At 44.8% G+C, this 24,512-nt stretch carries 18 protein-coding genes; 8 read left to right on the forward strand and 10 right to left on the reverse strand.

Annotation, left to right across the window (positions count from 1 at the left end):
• The first annotated feature begins 136 nt into the window (after positions 1-136).
• The gene (gene tagU / locus AD710_RS05605; protein ID WP_049627512.1) at positions 137-1,054 is read left to right on the forward strand and encodes a polyisoprenyl-teichoic acid--peptidoglycan teichoic acid transferase TagU; all 918 of its coding nucleotides are present in this window, start codon (positions 137-139) and stop codon (positions 1,052-1,054) included.
• 30 nt (positions 1,055-1,084) lie between these two features.
• Here tagU and wecB read toward each other — a convergent pair whose 3' ends face one another.
• Complete coding sequence (gene wecB, locus AD710_RS05610; RefSeq protein WP_049627513.1) at positions 1,085-2,224, reverse strand: non-hydrolyzing UDP-N-acetylglucosamine 2-epimerase; 1,140 nt, start codon at positions 2,222-2,224, stop codon at positions 1,085-1,087.
• A 229-nt stretch (positions 2,225-2,453) separates the two neighbouring features.
• Here wecB and galU point away from each other — a divergent pair, with 229 nt between their 5' ends.
• Positions 2,454-3,338 carry a UTP--glucose-1-phosphate uridylyltransferase GalU gene (gene galU, locus AD710_RS05615; protein ID WP_016937752.1) on the forward strand — a complete coding sequence of 295 codons (885 nt, stop codon included), beginning with the start codon at positions 2,454-2,456 and terminating at the stop codon, positions 3,336-3,338.
• 39 nt (positions 3,339-3,377) lie between these two features.
• Here galU and tagH read toward each other — a convergent pair whose 3' ends face one another.
• The 5 genes from tagH to tagD form a co-directional block, all read right to left on the reverse strand.
• Positions 3,378-4,922 (reverse strand): teichoic acids export ABC transporter ATP-binding subunit TagH, encoded by a 1,545-nt coding sequence (gene tagH, locus AD710_RS05620; RefSeq protein ID WP_049627514.1) that lies wholly within the window; start codon positions 4,920-4,922, stop codon positions 3,378-3,380.
• Positions 4,923-4,942: 20 nt separating this feature from the next.
• Positions 4,943-5,770 carry an ABC transporter permease gene (locus tag AD710_RS05625; protein WP_016937750.1) on the reverse strand — a complete coding sequence of 276 codons (828 nt, stop codon included), beginning with the start codon at positions 5,768-5,770 and terminating at the stop codon, positions 4,943-4,945.
• A 184-nt stretch (positions 5,771-5,954) separates the two neighbouring features.
• Positions 5,955-8,129 (reverse strand): CDP-glycerol glycerophosphotransferase family protein, encoded by a 2,175-nt coding sequence (locus tag AD710_RS05630; protein WP_049627515.1) that lies wholly within the window; start codon positions 8,127-8,129, stop codon positions 5,955-5,957.
• 49 nt (positions 8,130-8,178) lie between these two features.
• Entirely contained in the window at positions 8,179-9,717 is a 1,539-nt protein-coding gene (locus AD710_RS05635; RefSeq protein ID WP_049627516.1) for a glycosyltransferase family 2 protein, read from the reverse strand.
• 137 nt (positions 9,718-9,854) lie between these two features.
• Positions 9,855-10,244 (reverse strand): glycerol-3-phosphate cytidylyltransferase, encoded by a 390-nt coding sequence (gene tagD, locus AD710_RS05640; protein ID WP_016937747.1) that lies wholly within the window; start codon positions 10,242-10,244, stop codon positions 9,855-9,857.
• Positions 10,245-10,599: 355 nt separating this feature from the next.
• Here tagD and AD710_RS05645 point away from each other — a divergent pair, with 355 nt between their 5' ends.
• Positions 10,600-11,370 (forward strand): WecB/TagA/CpsF family glycosyltransferase, encoded by a 771-nt coding sequence (locus tag AD710_RS05645; protein WP_016937746.1) that lies wholly within the window; start codon positions 10,600-10,602, stop codon positions 11,368-11,370.
• A 32-nt stretch (positions 11,371-11,402) separates the two neighbouring features.
• Positions 11,403-12,569 (forward strand): CDP-glycerol--glycerophosphate glycerophosphotransferase, encoded by a 1,167-nt coding sequence (locus AD710_RS05650; protein ID WP_049627517.1) that lies wholly within the window; start codon positions 11,403-11,405, stop codon positions 12,567-12,569.
• Between the two features lie 60 nt (positions 12,570-12,629).
• Here AD710_RS05650 and AD710_RS05655 read toward each other — a convergent pair whose 3' ends face one another.
• Together AD710_RS05655 and manA are read right to left on the reverse strand one after the other, a co-directional pair.
• Positions 12,630-15,275, reverse strand: coding sequence for an N-acetylglucosaminidase (locus AD710_RS05655; protein ID WP_049627518.1), 2,646 nt, complete (start codon positions 15,273-15,275; stop codon positions 12,630-12,632).
• Between the two features lie 143 nt (positions 15,276-15,418).
• On the reverse strand, positions 15,419-16,369 hold the full coding sequence (gene manA, locus AD710_RS05660; RefSeq protein WP_049627519.1) for a mannose-6-phosphate isomerase, class I: 951 nt from the start codon (positions 16,367-16,369) through the stop codon (positions 15,419-15,421).
• A 217-nt stretch (positions 16,370-16,586) separates the two neighbouring features.
• Between manA and AD710_RS05665 the strand changes: the two genes are divergently transcribed.
• The 3 genes from AD710_RS05665 to AD710_RS05675 are packed head-to-tail and all read left to right on the forward strand — an operon-like array spanning position 16,587 to position 20,277.
• Positions 16,587-18,038, forward strand: coding sequence for a spore germination protein GerBA (locus tag AD710_RS05665; protein ID WP_049627520.1), 1,452 nt, complete (start codon positions 16,587-16,589; stop codon positions 18,036-18,038).
• A gap of 5 nt (positions 18,039-18,043) precedes the next feature.
• A complete protein-coding gene (locus tag AD710_RS05670) occupies positions 18,044-19,150 on the forward strand; it encodes a GerAB/ArcD/ProY family transporter (RefSeq protein ID WP_049627521.1) in 1,107 nt (368 codons plus the stop codon).
• A complete protein-coding gene (locus AD710_RS05675) occupies positions 19,147-20,277 on the forward strand; it encodes a Ger(x)C family spore germination protein (RefSeq protein WP_049627522.1) in 1,131 nt (376 codons plus the stop codon). The genes AD710_RS05670 and AD710_RS05675 overlap by 4 nt, the downstream gene beginning before the upstream one ends.
• Before the next feature lie 3 nt (positions 20,278-20,280).
• Here the strand turns inward: AD710_RS05675 and AD710_RS05680 are convergent, their stop codons facing one another.
• Positions 20,281-21,666, reverse strand: a complete 1,386-nt coding sequence (locus AD710_RS05680) for a glycosyltransferase (RefSeq protein ID WP_049627523.1) — start codon at positions 21,664-21,666, stop codon at positions 20,281-20,283.
• A gap of 116 nt (positions 21,667-21,782) precedes the next feature.
• On the reverse strand, positions 21,783-23,159 hold the full coding sequence (locus AD710_RS05685) for a sugar porter family MFS transporter (RefSeq protein WP_049627524.1): 1,377 nt from the start codon (positions 23,157-23,159) through the stop codon (positions 21,783-21,785).
• 303 nt (positions 23,160-23,462) lie between these two features.
• Between AD710_RS05685 and AD710_RS05690 the strand changes: the two genes are divergently transcribed.
• On the forward strand, positions 23,463-24,449 hold the full coding sequence (locus tag AD710_RS05690; protein ID WP_045926551.1) for an LCP family protein: 987 nt from the start codon (positions 23,463-23,465) through the stop codon (positions 24,447-24,449).
• Positions 24,450-24,512: the final 63 nt, after the last annotated feature.

Here is a 24,512-nt window from a genome sequence, read left to right on the forward strand (position 1 = left end):
TAAGGTAATTTTAAGGTCTTTTTGTAACCTTTTTTTTAAGAATTTCGTCTATTACACGGTTAGAAGTAAAAATATGACTGGGTTTATAAAGATTAGTAAATTGCATCGTGAAAGTTAATAGAAAAGGTGATGACAAATGAGGGCTGAACGAAAAAGAAAGAAGAAAAAAGTTCTTCTGACAATCGTAACGATCATCGGGCTGTTAGTTTTAGCATCAGGAGGCTACGTCTACTACTTGTGGCATAAAGCAGCTTCAACGGTGGCAAGCATTCAGGAAGACTTAAAAAAATCGGACAAACGCGACACAGATATAGATCTCGGAAAGAAGGACCCGATTTCTGTTTTAATCATGGGCGTCGATGAACGGAAAAATGATAAGGGACGCGCGGATACGATGATTTATATGACCGTCAACCCTAAAACGAATACAACAGAAATGGTCAGCATTCCGCGTGATACGTATACGAAAATCCCCGGCAAAGGTACGATGGATAAAATCAACCACTCCTATGCTTTCGGCGGGACGCAGATGGCCGCGGATACCGTCGAGAACCTGCTTGACGTGCCGGTAGATTATTTTGTGAAAGTAAACATGGAAAGCTTCAAAGATACGGTGGATACACTCGGCGGGATTACGGTGAACAGCACGTTTGCCTTCAACTACGACGGGCACTCTTTCGGAACGGGGAACATCAGCCTGAACGGTGAAGAAGCACTTGCCTACACGCGTATGAGAAAAGAAGATCCCCGGGGGGATTTCGGCAGGCAGCAGCGCCAGCGCCAAGTGATTGAAGGGATTATCGCTAAAGGGGCAAATATTTCGTCTGTCACGAAATTCGGCGATATGTTTAAGGTTATTGAAAACAATATGAAAACAAACATGTCATTCGATGATATGTGGACGGTCATGACTGACTATAAAAACGCCCGCGGCAAAGTTATTCAGCATGAACTGAAGGGAACGGGAACGAGAATCAACCATATCTATTACTACAAATTAGATGAAGCAAGCCTCGCTTCAGTCAAAAAAGAATTAAAAGAAAGCCTGAAATAATAAAAAACTCTGCATGCGATGCAGAGTTTTTTATTCTGTAAAAGGCTGCGGACGGTTTTTTCTATAGCCGTACCGATAAAGCAGTTCCTCCGCAATCCGTTTTGACGCAGATCCGTCACCATAAGGGTTGGACGCCTTTGACATCCGTTCATATTCAGCCTGATCGGTTAAAAGCCGTTTTGTCAGCTGATACACGGTTTCCTCATCGGTGCCCGCAAGCTTTAATGTTCCTGCTTTCACTCCCTCAGGGCGTTCGGTTGTATCCCGGAGCACCAAGACCGGCTTACCGAGGGAAGGCGCTTCCTCCTGCACTCCGCCCGAGTCGGTCATAATGAAATGGGCTTTCGCAGCGAAATTATGGAAATCCACAACCTCCAGCGGCTCTATTAAATGCACTCTGTCCGAATCAGCGAAATGGTCTTCTGCGGCCTCACGTACTGCGGGATTCAAATGGACGGGATAAACAACTTGTACGTCCTCAAACTCTTCAATGACTCTTCTGACAGCCTTAAACATCTGTTCCATCGGTCTTCCTAAGTTCTCACGTCTGTGCGCTGTCAGGAGGATCATCCTGCTTCCATCCAGTTTATCAAAAATCGGATGAAAATAATCTTCCCGCACTGTCGTTTGAAGTGCGTCTATCGCCGTATTTCCCGTGACAAATATGGAATCCGGCTTTTTATTTTCCGCGAGCAGATTCTGTTCAGCCTGGCTTGTCGGCGCAAAATTCACATCAGCGATCACGCCCGTCATCTGCCGGTTGATTTCCTCAGGGAAAGGAGAGTATTTATTTTGCGTACGCAGACCGGCTTCCACATGGCCGACGGCGATTTGATGATAAAAGGCGGCAAGGCTTCCCGCGAAAGTTGTCGTCGTATCTCCGTGGACCAAAACGATATCTGGTTTTACTTCTTGGAACAGCTTGTCCAGTTTCAGCAAGGCATGAGACGTAATTTCAGAAAGCGTCTGACGCTCTTTCATAATGTTCAAATCATAATCAGGCTTAATGCTGAATGCTTCAAGCACTTGATCCAGCATCTGTCTGTGCTGTGCGGTTACAGTCACCAGTGAATCAATTTCCGGATATTTTTCAAGCTCTAACACGAGCGGAGCCATTTTAATTGCTTCAGGTCTTGTACCGAATACGGTCATTACTTTTAGTTTTTTCAACGGTTTGTCTGCACCTCGTTTTATATGTCGGATATTGCCTTCATGTTAACATATTTATGCCGTTTCTTAGATATTGTAAAGCTTAACGGCAAACAAAGCAAAATCCTTTACAAGACTCTTTGAAAGCGGATTAAAAGGTGTGAATTTTAATCAATTGTGGTAAAGTGGAAAAAGACTAGGTTATAGTTCTGAAAAAAAGATTCAGCAGAAACAAGGATGGTGTTATTCAGTGAAGAAAGTACGCAAAGCCATTATTCCGGCAGCAGGTTTAGGCACACGTTTTTTGCCTGCCACAAAAGCAATGCCTAAAGAAATGCTTCCAATCGTTGATAAGCCGACAATTCAGTATATTATCGAAGAAGCTGTCGAATCCGGCATCGAAGACATTATTATCGTAACCGGAAAAGGAAAAAGAGCAATTGAAGACCATTTCGACAATGCGCCTGAACTGGAGCGCAATCTGGAAGAGAAGGGTAAAATCGAACTGCTGCAAAAAGTGAAAAAATCATCAAACATTGCAGATATCCACTATATCCGCCAAAAAGAGCCAAAAGGACTCGGTCATGCGGTTTGGTGCGCACGCAACTTCATCGGCGATGAACCTTTCGCCGTTCTTCTCGGCGATGATATTGTCCAGGCCGAAAAACCGGGACTTCGTCAGCTGATGGACGAATATGAAAAAACATTGTCTTCCATTATCGGGGTTCAGCAAGTTCCTGAAAGTGATACACACCGCTACGGAATAATCGACCCGTTAACAAATGAAGGACGCCGTTACCAAGTCAGAAATTTCGTAGAAAAGCCTGAAGCGGGCACAGCTCCTTCCAACTTGGCGATTTTAGGAAGATACGTTTTCACTCCTGAAATTTTCATGTATTTGGAACAGCAGGAAGTCGGTGCAGGAGGAGAAATTCAATTAACGGACGCCATTCAAAAGCTCAATGACATTCAGCGTGTCTTCGCTTATGATTTCGAAGGAAAACGTTACGACGTCGGGGAAAAACTAGGGTTCATCGAAACGACGCTTGAATTTGCCTTACAGGACAAAGATATCCGTCATAAATTAATTCCGTTTATGAAGGATCTTCTTGAAAAAGAAGAAGCTGACGAATAGAAAAAGCTGCCGAATCCGGCAGCTTTTTTTATGTGATCTTTACTTTTTAGATGTTACGGTCAGTGTTTGATCAGCATTGTTCACAGAGAAAGTATATTTCTGGTTTTTAAGCATGAACAAGTTCTGATTGATTTTGCTGCCGCCTTTTTTACTTAAAGCTGAGATGTCTGCGGGACGCGATAAATGAAAAATCACTTCGGAGACTGTATCATTGTCAATCACAAAATCCGTTTTCGCATCGGATACTTTTAATACTTTCCGTCCGTCATCCGTTTGCCCGTCAGCTGGATTTTTCAATTTACTCCGCACGTCGTCAAGGCTCTTATTGATATATGAGAGAAACTCTTCTGTCGTTTCGCTTGATAAACTGCTGCTGAAATCGCTGAGCTGAACATCCGTCGTTTTTAAAGCGTTCACTTTATGCAAATCAGCCTTTTTCATAAAGTACTCTTTATCGTTTAATCTCACTTTGGCCGCTTGGTTATTCTCGGCTTCTACCCGCACCTTCGTACCGAAATTTACACTTGCCGAGATTTTCCCTTTTATATCTTTTCCGGCGTAAAGATCCGCGTTTTCAGCTTTTACCAAAGCAGGTTTATTCACAGACTCATAAAGGCCGGCATCGCTCTGTTTGACGTCGCCGAAAGAGGCGATCGCACGCAGAGGCTTGTCTGAAAACATCGAAGCGGCAGCTCCTGCAGCCAGCAATGCAAGCAGCGTAATCTGAATCGTATTGGCAATGAATTTGGGCTTCGCTTTCTTTTGCTGCGCCTGAGAGATTTTCTGTTCCTCGGCAGCCCGCGTTCTGCCTTCAATCTGCTCATTTTGATATTTCTTTTTTTCTTTCTTGGAAAGCTTGTTGAACCAATCCACAAAAGCTTTATATTCTTTCACAACCGCTTTTGTTTCATCAAACATACGCATTTCGCCGTAATGCATCCAAGCCACCCGATCACACATTTTCTCAATCTGTCCGATGGAATGACTGACGAAAAAGATCGTTTTGCCGCGTTCTTTAAATTCCGTAATGCGGTCCACACATTTTTGATAGAAAGTCTGGTCCCCTACTGAGAGCGCCTCATCGATAATAAGGATGTCAGGGTCCATATGCGCCGATATGGCAAAACCGAGACGGGATTTCATACCGCTTGAATAGCTTTTAACAGGCTGATCTATAAAGTCGCCGATATCCGCGAATTCAACGATTTTTTCATAAAGCTCGTCTATCTGCTTATTGTTGAGACCCATCATCAAGCATTTCAAACGAATGTTATCCTTACCGCTTAATTGATTGTTTAATCCGGCAGAAATGGCGATTAAAGACGGCTGCCCGTTCATATCAATCTCACCGCTTGTCGGCGGAATGATTTTTGCAAGCAGATTGGACATCGTTGATTTTCCCGAACCGTTGATTCCTACAAATCCGATCGTTTCCCCTTCATAGACGTCAAAAGAAACATTTCGGACAGCGAAAAAACCTTTTTGATTTCTGTTTGGGAAAAACAGCCCTTTAATTTTGTCAGACTGTTTTTTATATAGAAAATACTGTTTTGAAACATTTCTGAACGAAACTTTTAGTTTCATCGTATAATCTCCTTACTATATTAAAGAAAGTCAACAAACTTATCTCTGAATTTCATATGAAGAAGTGAACCGACTGTTAACAACAGCAGTGTGACGAACCAGAAATACAGCGTATATTTCATATCGTGGAAAAACCACTGCCCTTCCATAAAGCTGTCTCTAAAGCCCTCGATAATATAGAAAAGAGGGTTTAACTTCAAGATGGTCAAAACTTCAGGTCTGTTTCCAAATTTCTCGGCAATGTCCCAGAAAATCGGCAGAAGAAAAAAGAGAAGCCTTGTGACGGCCTGAAGCAAAAACTGATAGTCCCTGATTAATACGCTGATAGTCGAATTAAACAGGCCGAAAGCAAACATAAAACTGATCATGCAAAACAAGTAATAAATATATTGCAGCCAGTGAAGCGTCGGAAACAGCCCGTTGCTCAGCAGCACAATAATATAAATCGCCATCATCACAAAGTAACTGAATAAATTCGATGCGATCACTACAGAAGGCAGTGAACTGATCGGAAAGTTCATTTTCGATACTAAATTTATCCGTTTAAAAACGCTGTTAGATGCATCCAATATCGTCGGACTGATAAAGAACCAAGGAATTAAGCCGGCCAGCATCCAGACGATGAACGGTACGCTGTCTCCATTTCCAAGCACCATATCATGTCCGCCGCGAATCCCGAGACCAAATACGAACCAGTAAGCCAGCATTTGAATCATAGGGTTGAGAAACTGCCACAATATACCCAAATAGTTCACTTGATACTTTGATTTCGTTTCGTACACTGCAAGCCGCATAATCAGCGGAAATGAGTTGAATTGCTCTTTCAGAATTTTTACCAATGCATTCATTCTAATCTTCCTTAGTCGTAAGTTTTGGTCATAGCTTTGACTTACAAAAGCACCGCTCATAATTGTAACAGATTACGATGTATTTTTCACTTCATAACAAGCCTGCGTCCGGTGAGCGCAACATGCCGTCTTTTAAGCAAAAAAGCATAATTAACGTGGTTAAATTATGCTTTTTTGCACTTATTTACTTGTCCCCGAAAATCACTTTTACGGCTTTTTCAGACGATTCCCCGGTCTCTAAATAGCAGAACTTCTCATAAAAAGGCCCGAACGAATCCGGAAGCTTATAATTGTCTGATTCCGTTTCATTCACCCACTTGATAACGTCACCCGTTTCTTTGACCAGCGGGCCGGGCGCTTCTTTTTCAAAGTCAAAGTAAAACCCTCTGAGTTTATCCCGATACGTTTCGATATCAGGCACATAAAACAGCATCGGTCTTTTCAGATTTGCATAGTCAAAAAAGACAGATGAATAGTCCGTTATGAGTAAATCAGAGACCATATACAGCTCACGGATATCTTCGTAGCTGGAGAAATCATATGCAAACCCTTCATACGGTCCGAGATCAAAGTTTTCCGCAACCAGATAATGCATCCGTAAAATAATGACATAACGGTCGCCGATCGCTTCTCTCAATTGGTGAAGGTCTAAATCAAGGTCAAACTTGTATTTTCCCTTCTTATAAAATTGGTCATCCCGCCATGTCGGTGCGTAGATGATCACTTTTTTATCTTGCGGAAGGTTCATTTTTTCTTTCAGCGCTTTGATGACAGAAGGACTGTTATCCGTCTGAAGGAAGTCATTCCGCGGATATCCAGATTCAATCATGGTTTTATTAAACTGAAACGCCCGAGCGAAAATTTCTGTTGAATAGGCGTTCGGTGAAATCAGATAATCCCATTTTGAAGCCTCTGTCGTAAAATTGCGCTTATATTTTTCAGTGTTTGTTCCCGGCATATGCACTTCATCCATATCAACGGCAAGACGCTTTAAAGGCGTGCCATGCCATGTCTGGACATATGTCGTATGCTCAGGTTTCGGGATCCACAGCGGCATACGGCTGTTGACAATCCAGAACTCGGCTCTTGCCATGGCAAACAGCCATTTAAACGTAAAACGTTCGATATAAGGAATTCCTTTATCTTTAAATGTCTGTGAATAAGCGGGATTTACACTCCAGCACAGACGGTATTCAGGCATTTCTTTGCTCATGTATTCGTAAATTGCCCGCGGATTGCAGCTGTACTGTTTTCCTGCAAAGCTTTCAAACATGACAAATTTCTGTTTGACGGGCAGTTTCCCTGCAAGCCTGAATCCTGCTTTATAAGTGTTTTGTATTCTTTTCTCAATAAACTTTTTCAGCTTATTCTTTCTTTTGCGTATAAATGATGCGCCCCGTTTCAGCTTTCCTTTTACAAAATACTCCACACGGGTGCTGAAACTGTAATCATTCATTCTCAGATGGAGATTTTTCGTTTTCTTTTTCGTGAAAACATGAAATCTGGCAGGCCCTTTTTCCGTTTTCAGAATCGTGAATTGGTTAGGGTTTACTTGTTCAGATTTCAGTGCCTTTAACGGCTTGCTGTTGGTGATAACCTCTTCACCCGTCCCGGCATCTTCAAAAATGAATTGAATATGGAATTGAAAGATAAGCTGCTGATTCAATTCTTTATAAATGGCATTCAAATCAATTTTTGTATCAAAGCCTATCGTGTCAAGTGCCGTTGTATCCTGAACATATTCATCAAGGTCGTGTCTCGGCACGTCATGAAGCGGATACTTCAGAATGAGAGGCTCCTCTTCTTTTCCTTTTTTCATTTTCAGAATCAGGTTTTTTTCTTTTATCTTTAAATTTTCTGCTGCATTCAGCCGGAATGCAAAACCTTTCAGATGTAAGCTGCCGTCAGATTCAAGCTCCATTTCATCAATTCGCGTGACGAACTTTCTCTGCAGCAGCTTTAAGGAGAAATTCCCTTTCTTCGTCGTATAAGGGAAAAAGAACATATGATGAGCCTCATCTTTATAAGAAGACAGTTCAATAGGTTCAAGGCTGGATTTTAACCGTTTTTTATTGATATCACTGTCATCATTGATAAAGGAGACATAGAAATCAAGACATCCTTTGCCGCCCGTATGTTCAGAAAGCAGCTCCGTGCCCATGACAGCATGGTACTCCCCGCCTTCTCCGGGCAACCGTTTCAGAGGGACGGAAAGTTCCGCTTTTGTCTTACGATTTATAATCTGAAGAGAAGGCTCTTCCTCTAAAGCGGCATTTTCACAGGATATCGTAATACTGAATGTATCGTCCTTTATATTAAGATGTTTTAACTTGTATCTGACAGGATTTTCTATACCCATAAAATAAGTCTACTCCTCTGTTTCAATTAAACATATCCAATCATAATCATCATTTTGATACTTTCAGCGATAGGTTCTCCTTCACCGTCCGGTAGAATTGATAGTGCAGTCCGTTCGCTTCTGCTGTTACCTTTTCATCATCTTCTCTGTTTAACATGACCCGTTCATAATCGTTATAAATGACATACATAATATAACCGCCAAGTCTGACTTTTTCAATGTCACGTAACGGGAGTTCAAGGACGTACCGCCCGTCTCCCAGTGACTGTACCGGAAACTGGTGGTATACTTTCATTTTTTCTCTGTGCTGAAACTGAATATATTGGGCATTATTTCTGTCCTGTCCGAACAAGCGGAACGTAATGCTGAATTTATCATCGGCGAACACCGCGCTTTCCGTTTCCCCGTGCATGCGCAGTTCGACCAGTTTATTTTCTTCATCCGTCAGCGGGCTTTCTAAATAAGCCAGTCCGTCCCGGGTCACGATGTTTTTATTGGGCTCTTTTTTAGACCATCGGAACAGCTTTTCGACTTCATCATACCGTTTTTGAATCAGCAGGCGGTAGGCTGTTTTATGGATCGGATGAAAAAACGTCTCGGAAATATCGTACTTCGTCTTCTTTAATACATTCAGAATTTCATTGAATTTATTGTAGTAAGCTTCTTTATTTTCGCTTTTCAGGAAGTGCATCCGATCGAAAAGCCGCGTAATGGAATCGAATTCAATCAGGCGGTTCATCGCCATCTTTTCTTTCTCAGTATCTAATTTTTTGTTCAGAATATACTTCATTACGGCTATGTTCGTATCGGTTTTTTCCATAATATTCGTCTTTTTTGTCAGCGACTCATTATTGTCCATTCTGTTCAGATAATAAACCGGTTCTGTTGACGTTGAAATATCTCCGCACGACAAAAGAACATCCATAAAAAATTGCTTATCTTCAGCAAATTTCATTTCCGGATATCTGATATCATTATCTTTTAGAAATTGTAAGTTCATCATTCTTGCCCGCGGGCCGAGATGATAGAAAATATGCCGGATTGAAAAAGGCGATACTTTCGCTCTGTTCAGTGAGGACTCATGTTTCCCGATTGTTTTTTGCCCGTTCACTTGCATTTCGATCGTTTTTCCGACCGCATAATTCACATGATCTCTTTCAAGCATGTCGAATAAAATTTTAACGCCGTTCGGCGCAAACCAATCATCCGCATCTAAAAAGGTAATGTACTTTGCATTTGCAAGCTCAATTCCCAAGTTTCTCGGATAAGCGGGAGTTCCCGTATTGTCTTTCAGAAATACGACCGTAATATTTTCATACAGCTCGGCGTATTCAGTCAGAATGTTTCTGGAATCATCAGTTGAACAATCATCGACCAGAATTAAAGAAATATGCTGAAAGCCGATATTTTGAAGGATTACTGAATCAACTGTTTTCCGCACATATTCTTCTGCATTATAAACAGGAACGACTACCGCTACCTTCTTTTCATCCGCCAATGCTTCTTTGTTTAAAATGGTATATTCACGTTCTTCTATGGACGGCTTGGACTCTTTTTTATTCAATTTAAAAAAGTTACTAAGATTCATTTTAAATTCTCCTCTTATTGTCTAGCTTTTTTAAAAAAAGCGCATAACAAATATAGCGAAAATAACCTTATATTACAAGAAGTACTCCCTATCCGGAGGGAGTACTTCTTTATCATCTGCATATCCGAATGTTTCAATTACACCCCGGCAATTTCTTTTTTAATCTGAGTAGTGGAAATGCCTTCGGTTCTAGGGAGATAGATGACTTCGCATTGATCTTTAAGGAAGTCGAACTTGCCTTCCCAATCGTCTCCCATTACGAACACGTCGATGTTGTGCTCCGCTACGTCCCGGACTTTTTGATCCCAGCTGTTTTCCGGAATAACTTCGTCGACATAACGGATCGTTTCAAGAATTAACTTTCTGTGTTCATAGCTGTGGTAGGCCTTTTTTTGTTTTTGAAGGTTGAACTCATCTGTTGAGATGGCAACGACAAGATAATCTCCAAGCTGCTTCGCGCGCTCGAGCAGTTTAATATGACCCCAATGCAGTAAATCAAACGTTCCGTAAGTAATGACCTTCTTCATGAAACAAAAGCTCCTTTCTATCATCATACGTATAACAAGCAACTGCCCTGAAATGCTGTGCAGCTGTATCCTTAATCACTAAAGTGCCAATTTCGTACTCATGGAACCTCATTATATCACATAGCCCTGAAAAGGTTAAGCTAATGTAAAACGAAGTTAAATTCCACTTATTAACAAATGTTATTGCAATAGGAGTTTAGCAGGGTTTTTGCGCGTATGATTAAAGAAATTGTTATCTTATTTATATTTTTGTAAAACTATTGTTAAGTTTATCTGAAGGTATTATGTTAAAATAAAGCTTAGCTCAAGTCACGAAAAAGTGAAAGAAAATCCCGTACAAAAAGGAGGACGGCAGATGCAGACTGAAATGGTGCACAACCTTTCTTATGTTAATGGAAATTTACAGGAGTTTATTTCATATTTAGACACTTATTATATCGCACAAAAGCAAGGAGCCGTCATTGCGACGGTCAATCCAGAGATCGGATACGCTGCGGCGAAAGACAAAGGTTATCATCAAGTCATTTCTTCCGCGGATTTCGTCCTGCCGGATGGTATCGGCGTCGTGTTAATGTCACGTTTGACGCAGCACCCGCTGAAATCAAGAATTGCGGGATTCGATGTGTTTCTGTCGCTGCTCGGTCTCGCAAACCGGCAGTCTAAAAAAATATTTTTATACGGAGCTAAGCAAGACGTGCTTGACGCCGTTTTGAATCGGATCGATAAAGAGTATCCGAATATCGAGGTTGTCGGAGCCAGCAACGGCTATGAAGCCGATAAACGCTTCGTCGCCAAACAGATTTCCCGGGCGAAACCCGATATCGTGTTTGTCGCCTTAGGATATCCGCATCAGGAGCAATTTATTTATGAATACAAACATCTTTTTCCTCAGGCTGTTTCAATCGGTTTGGGCGGAAGCTTTGATGTGTTCAGCGGAACGGTGAAACGCGCCCCTGAATGGATGATCAAAACAAATCTGGAATGGCTGTACAGACTGGTGACAAATCCGTGGAGATGGAAAAGGATGCTGAACATTCCGAAGTATGCTTTTACCGTTTTGAGAAACAATAAATCAAATAAGAGCCTGTACTCCAAGCAGGCTGAAGATCAAACGAAACAGCTTTAAACAAATAAAACAGCAAAAGAGATTGGTAATCTATGAACTTGCGATCTTTATTCGCCGCTTTCTATTCTATATATCTGTCGGTTCTCGGCGTTTTGTTCAAGCCTGTAAAGCCAAAGAATCACCTGACCCTGCTGGTATCTTTTGAAGAGAATGCCCAGGCTCTCATCCGTTCTTACAAGGCGCACGCTGAATCGCTTTCTTATGAAGTGACGGTTCTGTATACGAGACATGCCGTCAGTCTGAAAAAGGAGCTGGAAGGTCTCGGCTCTTTTTATCTGAACGAAAAAAACCCTCTGCATCTTGTGAAGGTCGTTTTCATCCTTTTTAAGAGCAAAGTGGTCATAACGGATAACTATTTTCTCCTGACAAGCGTCTTAAACCGCCGGCCGCAAACGACATGCATTCAAGTATGGCATGCGAACGGCTCTTTGAAAAAGTTCGGCCTTGAGGACGTGACGAACCAAAGCCGGCCTGCATCAGATATCAGCCGCTTTAAAAAAGTGTATCGTTCGTTTGATTTTGTCACCGTCGGTTCAGATGAGATGGCTGACGTTTTTAAAAAGTCGTTCGGTATACGGGATGCCCAGCTGTTAAAAACGGGAGTTCCCCTGACTGACGTCTATTATGAAGAAAACAAGCCGGAACCGGTGCGCAAATGGCCGAAAAAAATCATTCTGTACGCACCGACATTCAGGGATTATGATATGCAATCCTTCCGGCTCCCATTCACCGAGGAACAGCTCACAAACGAATTAAACGGAGAGTATATGCTGCTTGTAAAGCTTCACCCTGCCGTTTTGCATCATATTTCAGCTTCGTTTGAAAGCGAATCAATCAAGAACGTGTCTGACATGCGTCTTCATGATCTCTTGAAAGCGGCTGATATTTTAATTACGGACTACTCTTCCGTGCCCTTTGAATTCGCACTCTTAAATAAACCGATTTTCTTTTTCACCTATGATCTGGAGGAATACGATCAAAAACGCGGTTTGATCGACAATTATGCTTCGGTCATCCCCGGAAGAGCTTGTCATGACAGCAAAGCCCTTCTCGAGGAAATGACGAAAAAGCCATTTCATGCAGAAGAAATGAAGCGGTTCTCGGACAAATGGAATATGTATTCAAATGGGAATTCGAGTGAAGCGTTATTGAAATTTGCGGAAACAAAAATGAAAAATTGTGCTGAAGCACCTGCCTGAATCCGAGGCGGGTGTTTTTTTGCATGAAGAAAGGCTGAAGCAACAACTTCAGCCTTTTTTTTACACTTTCATATACACAGGAACATCATAGTAAAGCGTGTAGTCGTCCAGAAGTGAGTATAAGCTGTACATGCGGTTTACCTGCTTATACGCCCAGCCGATGTCTGTCGCATACTGATGGGATGCGGCTGGAGACCATCTCATTTTATACAGGGTATCCTGTTCGTATGCGGAGTTGTGAATATATGACGCACCGATAAATTGGGCTCCGCCGATAATCGCGGCTTCCGGAGTAAACCAGCCTTGATTATATGCGTATTGTGCGCCGTAATAATTCGGGTTGCTGTCATAAGCCCCGATGCCGTACATGTTATAAACCTTTTTTCCATTATACGTAATGCCGTTTGCAAGCTCTGACGTGCCATTGCCCGTTTCAAGCAAAGCATGCGAAATCAAATACACTTCATTGATGCTGTATTTTCCGGCGGCTGTAATAAAGGCCTGGCCTTTGCCTGTCAGAATTCCTTTATTGACCAGCACTTTTTGGTTCAATTCAGATGCGTTCAATCCCGCTGTCTGAGAGAGCTTCAGAAATTGAAAATAATACTTGCTGTCTTGTGCGAAGTGATCAGGATTGACGTATTGCTCGACTTCATCACTGCTGGCGTTTCTCCAGCCCATGCTGAGTTTGGCCCAGCCGTTTGTCTGGCCGGTGATGCTGACTTTATCGCCTTTTTTCAACTGCCCGATAATATTGCCTGAGCTGACTTCCGGGGTTGATCGGACGTTCAGGACGTCGGCTGTGACCGTCCCGGAAGCCGTATTGATGTAAGTAAGCGACGCGTAAGCCGAGGCATCAGTCTGCGGGCTGACTGTCATTTGTTTTTTGACCATATCCGCAAGCGAGATGTTGTAATTGGTATTCATAATTTGCGGTCCGTTTTTTATTTTCAAAATAGTCATCGTCCATCCGTACAGCTTTTTCAGCTTTTGAGAGGCGGCGTCCGCAGACTGCGAGCCCGTGAATTGATCGCGGAGATGGAGCTCATAAACCGGATGGCTTTCACTCGTATAGCCGGCCTGCAATTGTTTGGCGCTGAAATAGCTCATGCTTTTATTGAAAACGGTTTTACCAGTGAACTTTTCGGTTTTGATGACGTACTGTGAATAGGCGGTTTTCCCCGTCTCCTTTGCAGTGCCGGCCGCTTTGTTTTGTTTGAAAAAGGCAGTCACGCGGTCAATGTCTTCCTTCTTAAGCAGCGGCGCCGTTTCAATCCTGAATTGTGTATACGCTGTTTCACCTGTTTTCTGTGAAGAAGCGGATACTTTTTTCCCTTTGAAGAAATCCAGCGATCGATTGATCTTTGCCGTATCAAGCAGTGATTCAGTTGTGACTTGGTACGTTGTTCCCGTTTGCTTGGCTGCTGTTTTGGAAACGGCACTCAGTTTATATCCGGCCAGAAGATTCAATCCTTTTTTAATCTTCGATTGGTCTGCCGTCTGCTGAGAAAGCAGCTGATATTGGTTTTCTGCTGTTATTCCTGCCGCGGTTCTTGCCATCTTTACATGCTGCTGGCGGAAAAACGCCTCCGCTTGATCTGCCTGTGCGGCGGTAAGCTGTCCTGCTGTAATCCTGTAAATGGACGCTGACGCTGTCTTTTTAACAGACGTTGCGTCGCAATGCCATTTTTTCTTTTTAAAGAAGGATTGAACGCTTTGCAGCTGCTGAGCCGTCAGTCCGCTCATCGCGACCGTATAATTATTTTTCGTGCCGGCTTTTTGATAACTGCCGCTGACGCCCGTATTCTTCTTGATTTGGCTGACGGCATTTCGCACGGCGCTTACTCCGTTAAAATACCCTGACCGCACGTTGTACACGGCAGCTGTTTTGCTTTGGGCATATGTTTGAACATTCCCTTTGATGCCCGTTTTCTGCTGGAGCTGTTTCGCTAAGCCGGCCGCTTTATTTGCATCCGGAATGCCGGAAGCTGTCACGGTGATATTCGGGCTTCCTTTTGTTATCACCTTCAGCGACGATTGTAATCCTGTTTCCTTTTGAAAATCAGTTTGGATTTGAGCAGCTTTTTGATCGCCGGTAATTGTTCCTGATTGGATCTGAAACTGGGCAGTTTCCCGCTTGATCGGACGGTATGATGCTTTCACGCCCGTCTGCTTCGTCAAATCTTGAGCGAGCATTTTCGCGTCTGCTTCGGCTGCGATCTCAGAAGTCACGACCTGCATGTACGGCTGCTTCGTTCCCGACTCCTTGACGGCGCCGGTCACGCCCGTTTCTTTCGTCAATTTGGCAAGAAGGTTTTTCGTCTGCTGCCCGTCTGATAGAACTCCTGATGTGACGGTCACGTATGGCTGTTTGCTTCCGCTTGCGCTGTAAGTCCCGGCCACTCCAGTCTGCTTCGTGAGATCTTTCAGCACGGCTTTCGCGTCCGTTTCATCGTGTAAGCCTGAAGCTGAGATTTGATAAGTGAGCGGCGCATTACCGGCTTTCTTTGCGTCAGCCTGCCATCCCGTATCCTTTTTCAATTTCGCTGCCGCTTGAAGCGCATCATTCTCAGAAGCGAATTGCTGCTTCGTTTCCAGCTCATAAACGGAATAATCGCTGTATGCAGCCTGGGCGTGCTGTGTAACGGTGCTAAAGACAAGGAAAACGCCGGACAATAACATAGGTGCAACGAATCTCTTTTTCATTCCTTCTCCTCTTTCTGATTCAATTGGTTTCTATCAAACTAGTTTATTTATCGGCCGGCTTTCTTCATTTTTACAGAGAGAAATCATCCAATTATCCAAATAAAAAAAACTTAATCCCATCGCTGGGATTAAGTTTCGGTGATTTATATATGAGAAACGATGATTGTGCATTCTCCGGTTATCGTAAAGTCAGGCATCTGATCCGGCAGTATGAAATGCGCGCCTTTTTCAAGTGTTGCGGTCTTGCCTTCACAAGTGATGGAGCCGTTTCCTTCTATAACGCTGCACAGCATAAACGGAGCGTCCTGGGTCATTTCCGCCGTCCCGCTGATATCCCATTTGTAAACAGAAAAATATTCTCCCTGCACAAAGGTTTTGATGGTGATGCCTTTTCTCGTTTCAGTTGATTCATCTAAAAATCCGTCCACATGAGGAACGGTGGCGGCGTTGACGGCATCGCGGATATGCAGCTCACGCGCCGCGCCGTTTTGATCTGTGCGCCCGTAATCATATATCCGGTAGGCGGCATCTGAATTCTGCTGTATTTCCAGCACGAGCGCCCCGGCGCAAATGGCATGGATGGTTCCGCTCGGCACATAATAAAAATCACCGGGTTTGATTTTCACGCGGCGCAGCAGGCCTTCCCAATCACCGCTGTTAATCATGGTGACAAGCTCTGCTTTCGAACGGGCCGTATGACCGTATATTATCTCCGCATTTTCTTTACAGTCGATAATGTACCAGCACTCAGACTTCCCCGTTTCGCCCAGTCCATGCTCCTCGGCATCATAATCGTCAGGGTGGACTTTGACGGACAGGTGATGTTTGACGTCCAGTATTTTCGTCAGCAGCGGAAAGCGGTCCCCTTCCGTTCCGCCGAATAATTCTCTATGCTGATTCCACAGTTCGATCAGGGTTTTCCCTTGATACGGACCGCTTTTGACCGTGCTCATCCCGTGCGGGTGGGCTGATATCGCCCAGCATTCGCCGGTTGTTTCTGAAGGTATACTGTATCCGAATCGTTCGCGTAATAACGTGCCGCCCCATATTTTTTCTTTACATACAGGCTGTAAAAAAATCGGCTCTTGCGTCATGTTCGTTCCCCTCCCATTAAAAAGCGGCTCATATCCCATTCCCCCTGTACCTATTTTAAAACACGGAGAGAGCCGCCAGTTAAAAACAATATGTATAAATGGCTGACCTGCTCATTATACCATTCGGATGGGGCGGAATGCTCAGTCATTTCCTATTCCAGAATAAAATCCCTTGTTTGTCGCAAATTAAAATAACTGATGAAAGGGGGGAAACATTGTGACGATAAATGCTGAGCTCGGACAAAACCTTCAAGCGCTGAAAAAACGGTTCGGCCAAAGCGATGACATGATGTTTTATTCATTTACGTACGGAAACGGCAAATGTGACGCCTGTCTAGTGTATATAGACGGACTGACTGAAAATCAATTGCTTGCCGAATATATTATTTCGCCCGTGCAGGCGGCCGCCCGGCATCAAGAGGAACCGGCTGAAACACCTCCGGCATCCAATTCTTTCGGGTATCACCACACCCGGCTTTCTTCACTTAAGGATGTTGAGGCTGACATTCTTTCCGGCAAATCGGTTTTGCTGGCGGAGGGATGGAAGGAGGCCCTTTCCTTTGATACGGAAACATTTAAAATGCGGGATGTCGAAGAACCGGCATCAGAAGTGCTGGAACGCGGGCCGAGGATAGGTTTTGTCGAAAAGCTTCGGACGAACACGGCGCTTTTGCGTGAGCAGTCCCGTGATCCCAACCTCCAGATCAAGGAGCTGACACTGGGCGAACGGACAAAAAAACGGATCGCTGTTGCCTACATTCGGGATATCGCGCCTGATGATGTCGTAAAAGAAGTGATGAAAAGACTGGAGTCCATCACCATTGATGATATTCCGGAATCAGGATCGATCGAACAGCTCATTGAAGATAACACGTATTCCATTTTCCCGACCATTTTGACGACCGAACGGCCTGACCGGGTTATGGGCGCTCTTTTGGAGGGGCGGGTCTCCGTTCTTGTAGACGGAACGCCATTTACCCTTTTGGTGCCCGCTACCATTGATGAATTTATCCACTCCCCTGACGATTATAATCAGCGGTGGGTTCCGGTTACCTTTCTCAGGCTGCTTCGGTATTCATGCATTTTAATCACGATTTATTTACCCGGCCTTTACATCGCGCTCGTTACGTTTCATACCGGGCTTTTGCCGACGAGAATGGCGGTGACGATTGCCGGAAGCAGGTTGAATGTCCCGTTTCCCCCTTTTGTTGAAGCGTTTATTATGATTTTTACGATTGAAATGATCAGAGAAGCCGGGCTCAGACTGCCGAAGCCGATCGGCCAGACGATCGGCCTGATCGGGGGAGTGGTGATCGGCCAGGCCGCCGTACAGGCGAATATCGTCAGCGCGATGATGGTGATTGTCGTATCCGTTACGGCATTGGCCTCTTTTACGGCGCCCTCCTATGTGTTCAATTTCCCGCTGAGGCTCATCCGCATTTTTTCGATGATTTTATCGGCGATTTTAGGTTTATACGGACTGATCATGTGTTATCTGCTGGTCGTCGGCCATCTGATGCGCCTGAAAAGCTTCGGCCAGGATTATATTATTCCGATCATGGCGCAGCCGGGACAGGACTTAAAGGATACGATTGTCAGGCTGCCGACACCGCTTTTGAAAAAACGGCCGACCCGAAAAGAGACAAAAGATAAAATCAGACAAAGGTGATCCCCATGATAAAACCGGAAGACAAGCTGTCTTTTATGCAGACCCTTCTCATGGTAAGCGGAACAATGATCGGAGCGGGCGTGTTAACATTGCCGCGCTCCGCCGCAACAGCGGACAGTCCGAGCGGATGGATCATTATTCTGTTGCAGAGTGTCGTGTTTATCGGCATCGTCCTGCTCTTTATGCCGTTTTTGCAGAAGAACAGCGGGGAAACCATCTATGAGCTGAATCAAAGCATCATGGGCCGCGCTATCGGTTCTCTTTTGAATTTATTCATCAGCTGTTATTTTGTCGTCACCGTCTGTTTTCAAGCCCGGTTTCTCGGTGAAGTCATCAATTACTTTTTACTGAAAAATACGCCGATGGGTGTCGTCATATTCATTTTTCTGGCGGTCGGCATTTACCATGTGACCGGCGGGGTCTATCCCATTTCAAAGCTCTATGCGTATCTCTTTCCGGTTTCGATCATCATTCTGCTTACACTGCTCATATTCAGCCTGAGACTGTTTAAGCTGGATTTCGTCCGCCCGGTCTTTGATGGGGGCTACAAAAGCTTTTTTGAGCTGTTTCCGCGAACCCTTCTGTATTTTTCGGGGCTTGAAGTGATTCTTTTTCTGGTGCCGTTTATGAAAAACCCGAAGCAGGCGAAAAAGGCGGCTGTCTTCGGCATCGCAGGCGCGAGCTTATTTTACAGCTTTATACTGCTTATCGTGATCGGCTGTATGTCGGTTGCTGAAGCCAAAACGGTGACGTATCCGACAATTTCCCTGATTCACGCCTTGGAAATCCGCGGTATTTTCATCGAAAGATTTGATATCTTTCTTTTAATTACGTGGACATGCCAGCAGTTCACCTGTATGCTCGGTTCTTTTAAAGGAGCGCATCTCGGATTCAACACCATTTTCAGGCTGAAAAATAAAAACAATGGCTGGCTGCTGGGGGGATTATTGGCGGTGACATTCGGCCTTTCAATGTACCCCGATGATATCAACAGTGTGTTTGCATTCGCTAATATTCTCGGATATGCGTTTTTTGCCGTCATTATGATTCCTTTTCTCATTTGGTTTGTCAGCTGGATGAAGAAAATAGCGGGGAGGAAACAGACGTCATGACACATTTCATAAAATGGGCGGCGGCGCTTTTCATACTGATAATGCTTTCAGGATGCTGGGACGCGAAGGAAGTCGAAAAACTATCGTTCGCCCGGGGAGTGGCTATAGACGAGACGAGTGACCGCCGATATAAACTAACCTATCAAAACCTGCTGCCCCAAAGTGAAAACAGCCAGGCTTCCGGCCGGCCCGTGTTTGTCAATGTGACGACGCGGGGGGATACCATTCTTGAAGCCGTCAGTGAAGTCTCCTTAAAAGATCCGCCCGTTTACAGCGATCATTTAAAAGTGCTGATATTCAGCGACAAATTGCTGGCCGACCAAAATATACTGCAGATGATGAATCATTTTATCCGTGATGATGAATTAAGACGGAGCAGCTATCTTTTCGCGGCAAGAGGAAAAGCGTCCGATATTCTGACGGAGCCGACGCCGAATCAGCAGCAGCCCATGGCCGCGGAAAAGCTCATCGACCTCACAAACAACGGCGGCTACAACGGAAAAATTTTAAAGCCGCTCAGAATCGGGAGAGCTTCGATTTACTGCCATAATAAACTCAGCTTTCTCATGCAGGCCGTCAGCAATCAAAAAGGAAAAACGGTGTATGACGGAGCGGCCATCATCAAAAACAAAAAACAAAACAGACTGGCGGGATTCCTGTCATCATACGAAGTACAGAGCCTGAATTGGCTGACGGGAACGATACAGGGCGGCGTGCTGCCCGCTATGGATAAAGGAGGGCACCCGATTACCTTCGAGATCAAAAAATCAACGTCCTCCATCACCCCCCGGCTGAAAAACGGGAAGCTGTCATTTCACGCAGCGGTGAAAACAAAAGGCATCTTGTCGGAGGATCAATTTGCCGGCGAGGATTCATTCAATCAGCATTATTTAAATGGGCTCGAAAAGATTTTCGAAAAAAAACTGAAAAGCGATATAAAAGAAGTCATTGATAAGCTGCAGAATCAATATGAAACGGACCCTGTATTCTTTTCTGACAGAGTCCGCATTCAATATCCCGACTATTGGAAGAAAGTGAAGAATCATTGGGATGAGACCTTTTCCGAAGCGGCATTTGACTATGATGTTTCCATTCAGATTGTCAACTTCGGAACGATGGGCCGGTAGCCTTCAGCGTGTTTTTTCGACACGCAGGAGGATTTGGTAAATCCGGCTTTGTTCGGGCAGCTGTGTTACCGGAAATTGCATCGCCTGCGCCATTCGTGTGATTTCTTGTAAAAACAGCTGCACCCGCTCATCAACGTGAACATACGTATAGGACTGCTTTTTCACGTCAAATGTCTCTTCCGGAAAGAGCGTGCGGACCGTCTGCGGCGTAAAAAACCGCAAGTGGGTGCGGTCGAGAATGCCGGCGTCCTTGTATGTCCAGTCACCGAGCAGAAGCGGAAACAGCGCTTCGGCGTGAGAAATATTCGGAATGCTGCAAACGATTGATCCGGCAGGCGCCAAATAGGCTGAGTACGTTTCAATGACACGCCAAGGGTCTTTTAAGTGCTCAAGAATGTCTGCAAAAATGATGCAATCAAAAAAGCCTTCCGGATACGGGAGTTTCACTTCTTCGACATCTTCCTGCAGAACCGCTTCATAGTGTCCTTTTGCCGCTTGCGCCGCCAGCGGGTGCAGTTCTATTCCGTACAGTTCACAGGGCTGTCTGTTTTGAAGTTCCAGTCCCGTAGCACCCGCGCCGCAGCCGACATCAAGTACCCTTTTCGCTTCCCGGGGAACAAGCTCGGCAATTTCCGGTCTCGGGTGGGTAAAGTACGTAAAATCAGTGCCCCATTTTTCCGTAAAACGCTGGCGGTTCTCCAAATATAATTGATTGATATTGATATCCTGATTAGCCGTAAACGTCGCGTGCCCGTGATGATGCACAAAGGCATCGAGGGCGATGTGCAGGCTGTAGCCTTTTTGCAGGGCGCGCAGGCATAGATCATCATCTTCAAAAGAACCGTATCCGAATTGTTCATCGAACGGGCCGATGTCTTCAATGACGCTTTTTTTCACCAGAAGGCAGAATCCGACAAGGCGGAGCACCCGCTTCGTTTTATGCTTTTCCCTTTCACAATAAGCCTCCGCGAATGACTCCAGTTCATCAAGCGATTGATACGCGTCATGGATCATCTGCGCGCCGCTGACATAGTTGCTGACGGGACCGACCATGCCGTTTTTTTCAGATTGATACAGCACTCTCAGCATGGCGCTGAGCCAATTTTTCGTGACCATCGTATCGTTGTTCAAAAACAGCAGATTGTCCCCCGCCGCCGCTTCGATTCCCTGGTTGCACCCTTTGGCGAACCCGAGGTTTTTTTCATTTAGGATGACTTTGACGTCAGGAAGATTTGATATGTACTCTCTCGTTCCGTCTGATGAACCGTTATCAACGATGATCAGCTCTATCTCTTCTTTGTCGGTGTATTGATCAATGCTGGCCAGACATTTTTTGGTCAGTTCCAGCTCATTATATGTAAGGATAATAATGCTCGTTTTCACCGGCATCCCCGCCTTTATCGTGACTTTATACTAATGTATGACATATTCCTGTCATTTATGTGACCGGCGCGGGGGCGCAGTTTTAAGGGGCCGGTGTATAACCGCCCCCTCTCACACTGGAATTAAGGATGAACTGTCTGCCGATTGGATTCTGATTCAGAGCCTCCGTTACGGCTTCGCAGATCCTGTTCGATTTCTTCAAGGCTTTTCCCCTTCGTCTCGGTCACTTTAAACCAAACGAACAGGAATGCCATTATCCCGATTGCGGCATAAATGATAAATAGATAGCTGATGCCGACGGCCTCCATTAATATCGGATAAGTTAATGAAACAAGCAATGTTCCGGCATGCAGCATCAAAGTCGAGACACCCGTGCCGATACCGCGGACATGCAGCGGGAATAATTCCGGCAGCATAACCCACACGACAGGCCCCCAGCTGATCGCAAACACGATGATAAACAGACCTAAACAAATGACCGTCGTCCATGATGCGGCTGCTGAATGTTCAAAGAAGAGATTGACCGCGGCCAATACGAGAAGACTGATGACCATGCCCGCATTTCCGGCCAAAAGCAGCGGCTTCCGACCGATCTTATCAATGACTTTGATAGCCGCAAGCGTCATGATGACATTGACGGCGCCGATTCCGACGGTTCCCAGGATAGACGCGGAATTGCCGAACCCGACACTGGTAAATGTTTTCGGGGCGTAATAAATAATGGTATTTGTCCCGATGAATTGCTGTAAAAAGGCTAGCCCGAGGCCGGCAATCAGCGCGGGTCTCACCCACGGCTCAAACAATTCTTTCAAACCGCCTTCGTTTTCCTTTTCCGCTTCTTTCATTTGGTCAATCTCGCCCTCAATATTCTTCGTTCCCCGCAATGACGAAAGAATTTCTCTTGCTTTATCTTCTTTGCCGATTGTAAACAGCCAGCGCGGGCTTTCCGGCATGAATAATATTCCGATCAGCAGAATGACTGACGGCACGACCGCAAGACCAAGCATCCAGCGCCAAGCGCCTGCATCGGCAAATATATAATTCACGATATACGAAACGAGGATTCCGACCGAAATCATCAGCTGGTTCAGTGATGAAAGCGCCCCCCGTTTATGCTTCGGAGCCAACTCCGATAAATAGAGCGGAACGATCGTTGTAGATGTTCCGACAGCCAGTCCGAGAATGATCCGGAATAGAACCATCACCTGTGTATTCGGGGCAAAAGCGACCCCAAACCCGCCAATACAAAACAGCAGCGCCGCTCCCATGATGGCCTTCCGCCTGCCGAACCGGTCGGTCAGTTTGCCGGCGAATCCCGAACCGAGAATCGCCCCCGCCAATAACGAACTGACGACGAGGCCTTCTGTAAAGGCGTTCAGTCCCAGTTCTTTTTTCATAAATAAAATAGCCCCGGAAATGACTCCGGTATCATATCCGTATAAAGCGCCGCCGAGAGCGCCGAAAAAATAGAGCCATTTATTCGAGTGTATGCTTTTCATGTGATATAGACTCCCCTCATCCTGCGCTGTATCCGCGAGGAATTGTTCTACTGCTTCTTTTGCCTGATTCCGATCGTTTCAAACCTTCCGACGGTTAACATCCATTATTTTACTGATTATTTTTTACAACCCGACGAAACATTTTCCGCTTCCTGCCGTCCAATATAATGTGAACCTGATGTAAAAATAACAGTAGATGTTGTCGAAATAGAGAGAAAGATTTGGAATTTTCTCATTTACAGAGTTGTTCCAAGCCAACAATTATGGTACGCTTCACAAAGAATAGAAACGAGAGGTAATGATATGGAAGAACGATCTCAACGCAGAAAAAAGAAAAAACGCCTCAGAAAATGGGTGAAATTTGTACTGGTTTTTGCCGCTTTCTTATTGGTGATTGCCGGTTCCGTCGGCGCCTACGCATTTGTGAAACTGAACAATGCGACCAAGGAAGCGCACGTCAGTCTTGACCGCGGCGACCAGTCCGTGAAACGGATTAAAGAATTTGATCCGAAGAAGGATTCTTTCACCGTATTGCTTTTAGGAATTGACGCCCGTGACAATAAGGGCGAATCAGTAGATGACGCAAGAAGTGACGCCAACGTGCTCGTCACCTTCAACCGGAAAAAGAAAACAGCGACAATGCTCAGCATTCCGCGGGATTCCTATGTCAACATCCCAGGTCACGGCTATGACAAATTCGCGCACGCACATGCTTACGGCGGTTATAATTTAACTTATAAAACAGTAGAAAACATGCTTGATATTCCGGTAGATTATGTGGTTGAGAGCAACTTCGACGCGTTCCGCGATGTCGTCAATGAATTGAACGGCGTTACGGTAAATGTAAAAAGCCAGAAAATTGCCGATCGTATTAAAGTCGATACAAAAGGAAAAGTCGTGCTGAAGCCGGGCGTTCAGACGCTTGACGGCGAGCAGGCACTGGCTTATGTAAGAACACGTAAAGCGGACACCGATCTGATGCGCGGACAAAGACAGATGGAAGTGCTGAGCGCCATTATTAAAAAATCTAAATCGTTAAGCTCGATCCCTTCTTATGACGATATCGTCGACAGCTTAGGGAAAAACTTAAAAATGAACTTATCTCTGAATGACGCCATCGGCCTGTTCCCGTTTATCACATCGCTGAAATCAGTGAATTCTTTACAGCTGACAGGTTCAGACAGCTATATTTACACTCCTCAATACGGCAAAAATATTTATTATTTCAAACTGAATGAGGAGAACCTTCAAGAAGTGAAAACGAAATTAAAAAAGGATTTAAACGAGTAAGATATCACGGCGGGGTTTCAGAATCCCCGCCGTTTTTCTGTTGAAAAATAGGGCATGAAGGTA

Source organism: Bacillus sp. JFL15, assembly GCF_001184225.1.
In the GTDB taxonomy this organism is placed as follows: Bacteria; Bacillota; Bacilli; order Bacillales; family Bacillaceae; genus Bacillus; species Bacillus siamensis.

Excerpts from the sequence above, each read along its gene's own strand:
- manA (WP_049627519.1), bottom strand. The coding sequence starts at position 16,369 with ATGACGCAAGAGCCGATTTTTTTACAGCCTGTATGTAAAGAAAAAATA.
- AD710_RS05685 (WP_049627524.1), bottom strand. The coding sequence starts at position 23,159 with ATGAAAAGCATACACTCGAATAAATGGCTCTATTTTTTCGGCGCTCTC.
- AD710_RS05645 (WP_016937746.1), top strand. The coding sequence starts at position 10,600 with ATGCAGACTGAAATGGTGCACAACCTTTCTTATGTTAATGGAAATTTA.
- AD710_RS05670 (WP_049627521.1), top strand. The coding sequence starts at position 18,044 with ATGATAAAACCGGAAGACAAGCTGTCTTTTATGCAGACCCTTCTCATG.
- AD710_RS05650 (WP_049627517.1), top strand. The coding sequence starts at position 11,403 with ATGAACTTGCGATCTTTATTCGCCGCTTTCTATTCTATATATCTGTCG.
- AD710_RS05655 (WP_049627518.1), bottom strand. The coding sequence starts at position 15,275 with ATGAAAAAGAGATTCGTTGCACCTATGTTATTGTCCGGCGTTTTCCTT.
- AD710_RS05625 (WP_016937750.1), bottom strand. The coding sequence starts at position 5,770 with ATGAATGCATTGGTAAAAATTCTGAAAGAGCAATTCAACTCATTTCCG.
- tagD (WP_016937747.1), bottom strand. The coding sequence starts at position 10,244 with ATGAAGAAGGTCATTACTTACGGAACGTTTGATTTACTGCATTGGGGT.
- AD710_RS05680 (WP_049627523.1), bottom strand. The coding sequence starts at position 21,666 with ATGCCGGTGAAAACGAGCATTATTATCCTTACATATAATGAGCTGGAA.
- AD710_RS05675 (WP_049627522.1), top strand. The coding sequence starts at position 19,147 with ATGACACATTTCATAAAATGGGCGGCGGCGCTTTTCATACTGATAATG.
- AD710_RS05635 (WP_049627516.1), bottom strand. The coding sequence starts at position 9,717 with ATGAATCTTAGTAACTTTTTTAAATTGAATAAAAAAGAGTCCAAGCCG.
- AD710_RS05690 (WP_045926551.1), top strand. The coding sequence starts at position 23,463 with ATGGAAGAACGATCTCAACGCAGAAAAAAGAAAAAACGCCTCAGAAAA.
- AD710_RS05630 (WP_049627515.1), bottom strand. The coding sequence starts at position 8,129 with ATGGGTATAGAAAATCCTGTCAGATACAAGTTAAAACATCTTAATATA.
- tagU (WP_049627512.1), top strand. The coding sequence starts at position 137 with ATGAGGGCTGAACGAAAAAGAAAGAAGAAAAAAGTTCTTCTGACAATC.
- tagH (WP_049627514.1), bottom strand. The coding sequence starts at position 4,922 with ATGAAACTAAAAGTTTCGTTCAGAAATGTTTCAAAACAGTATTTTCTA.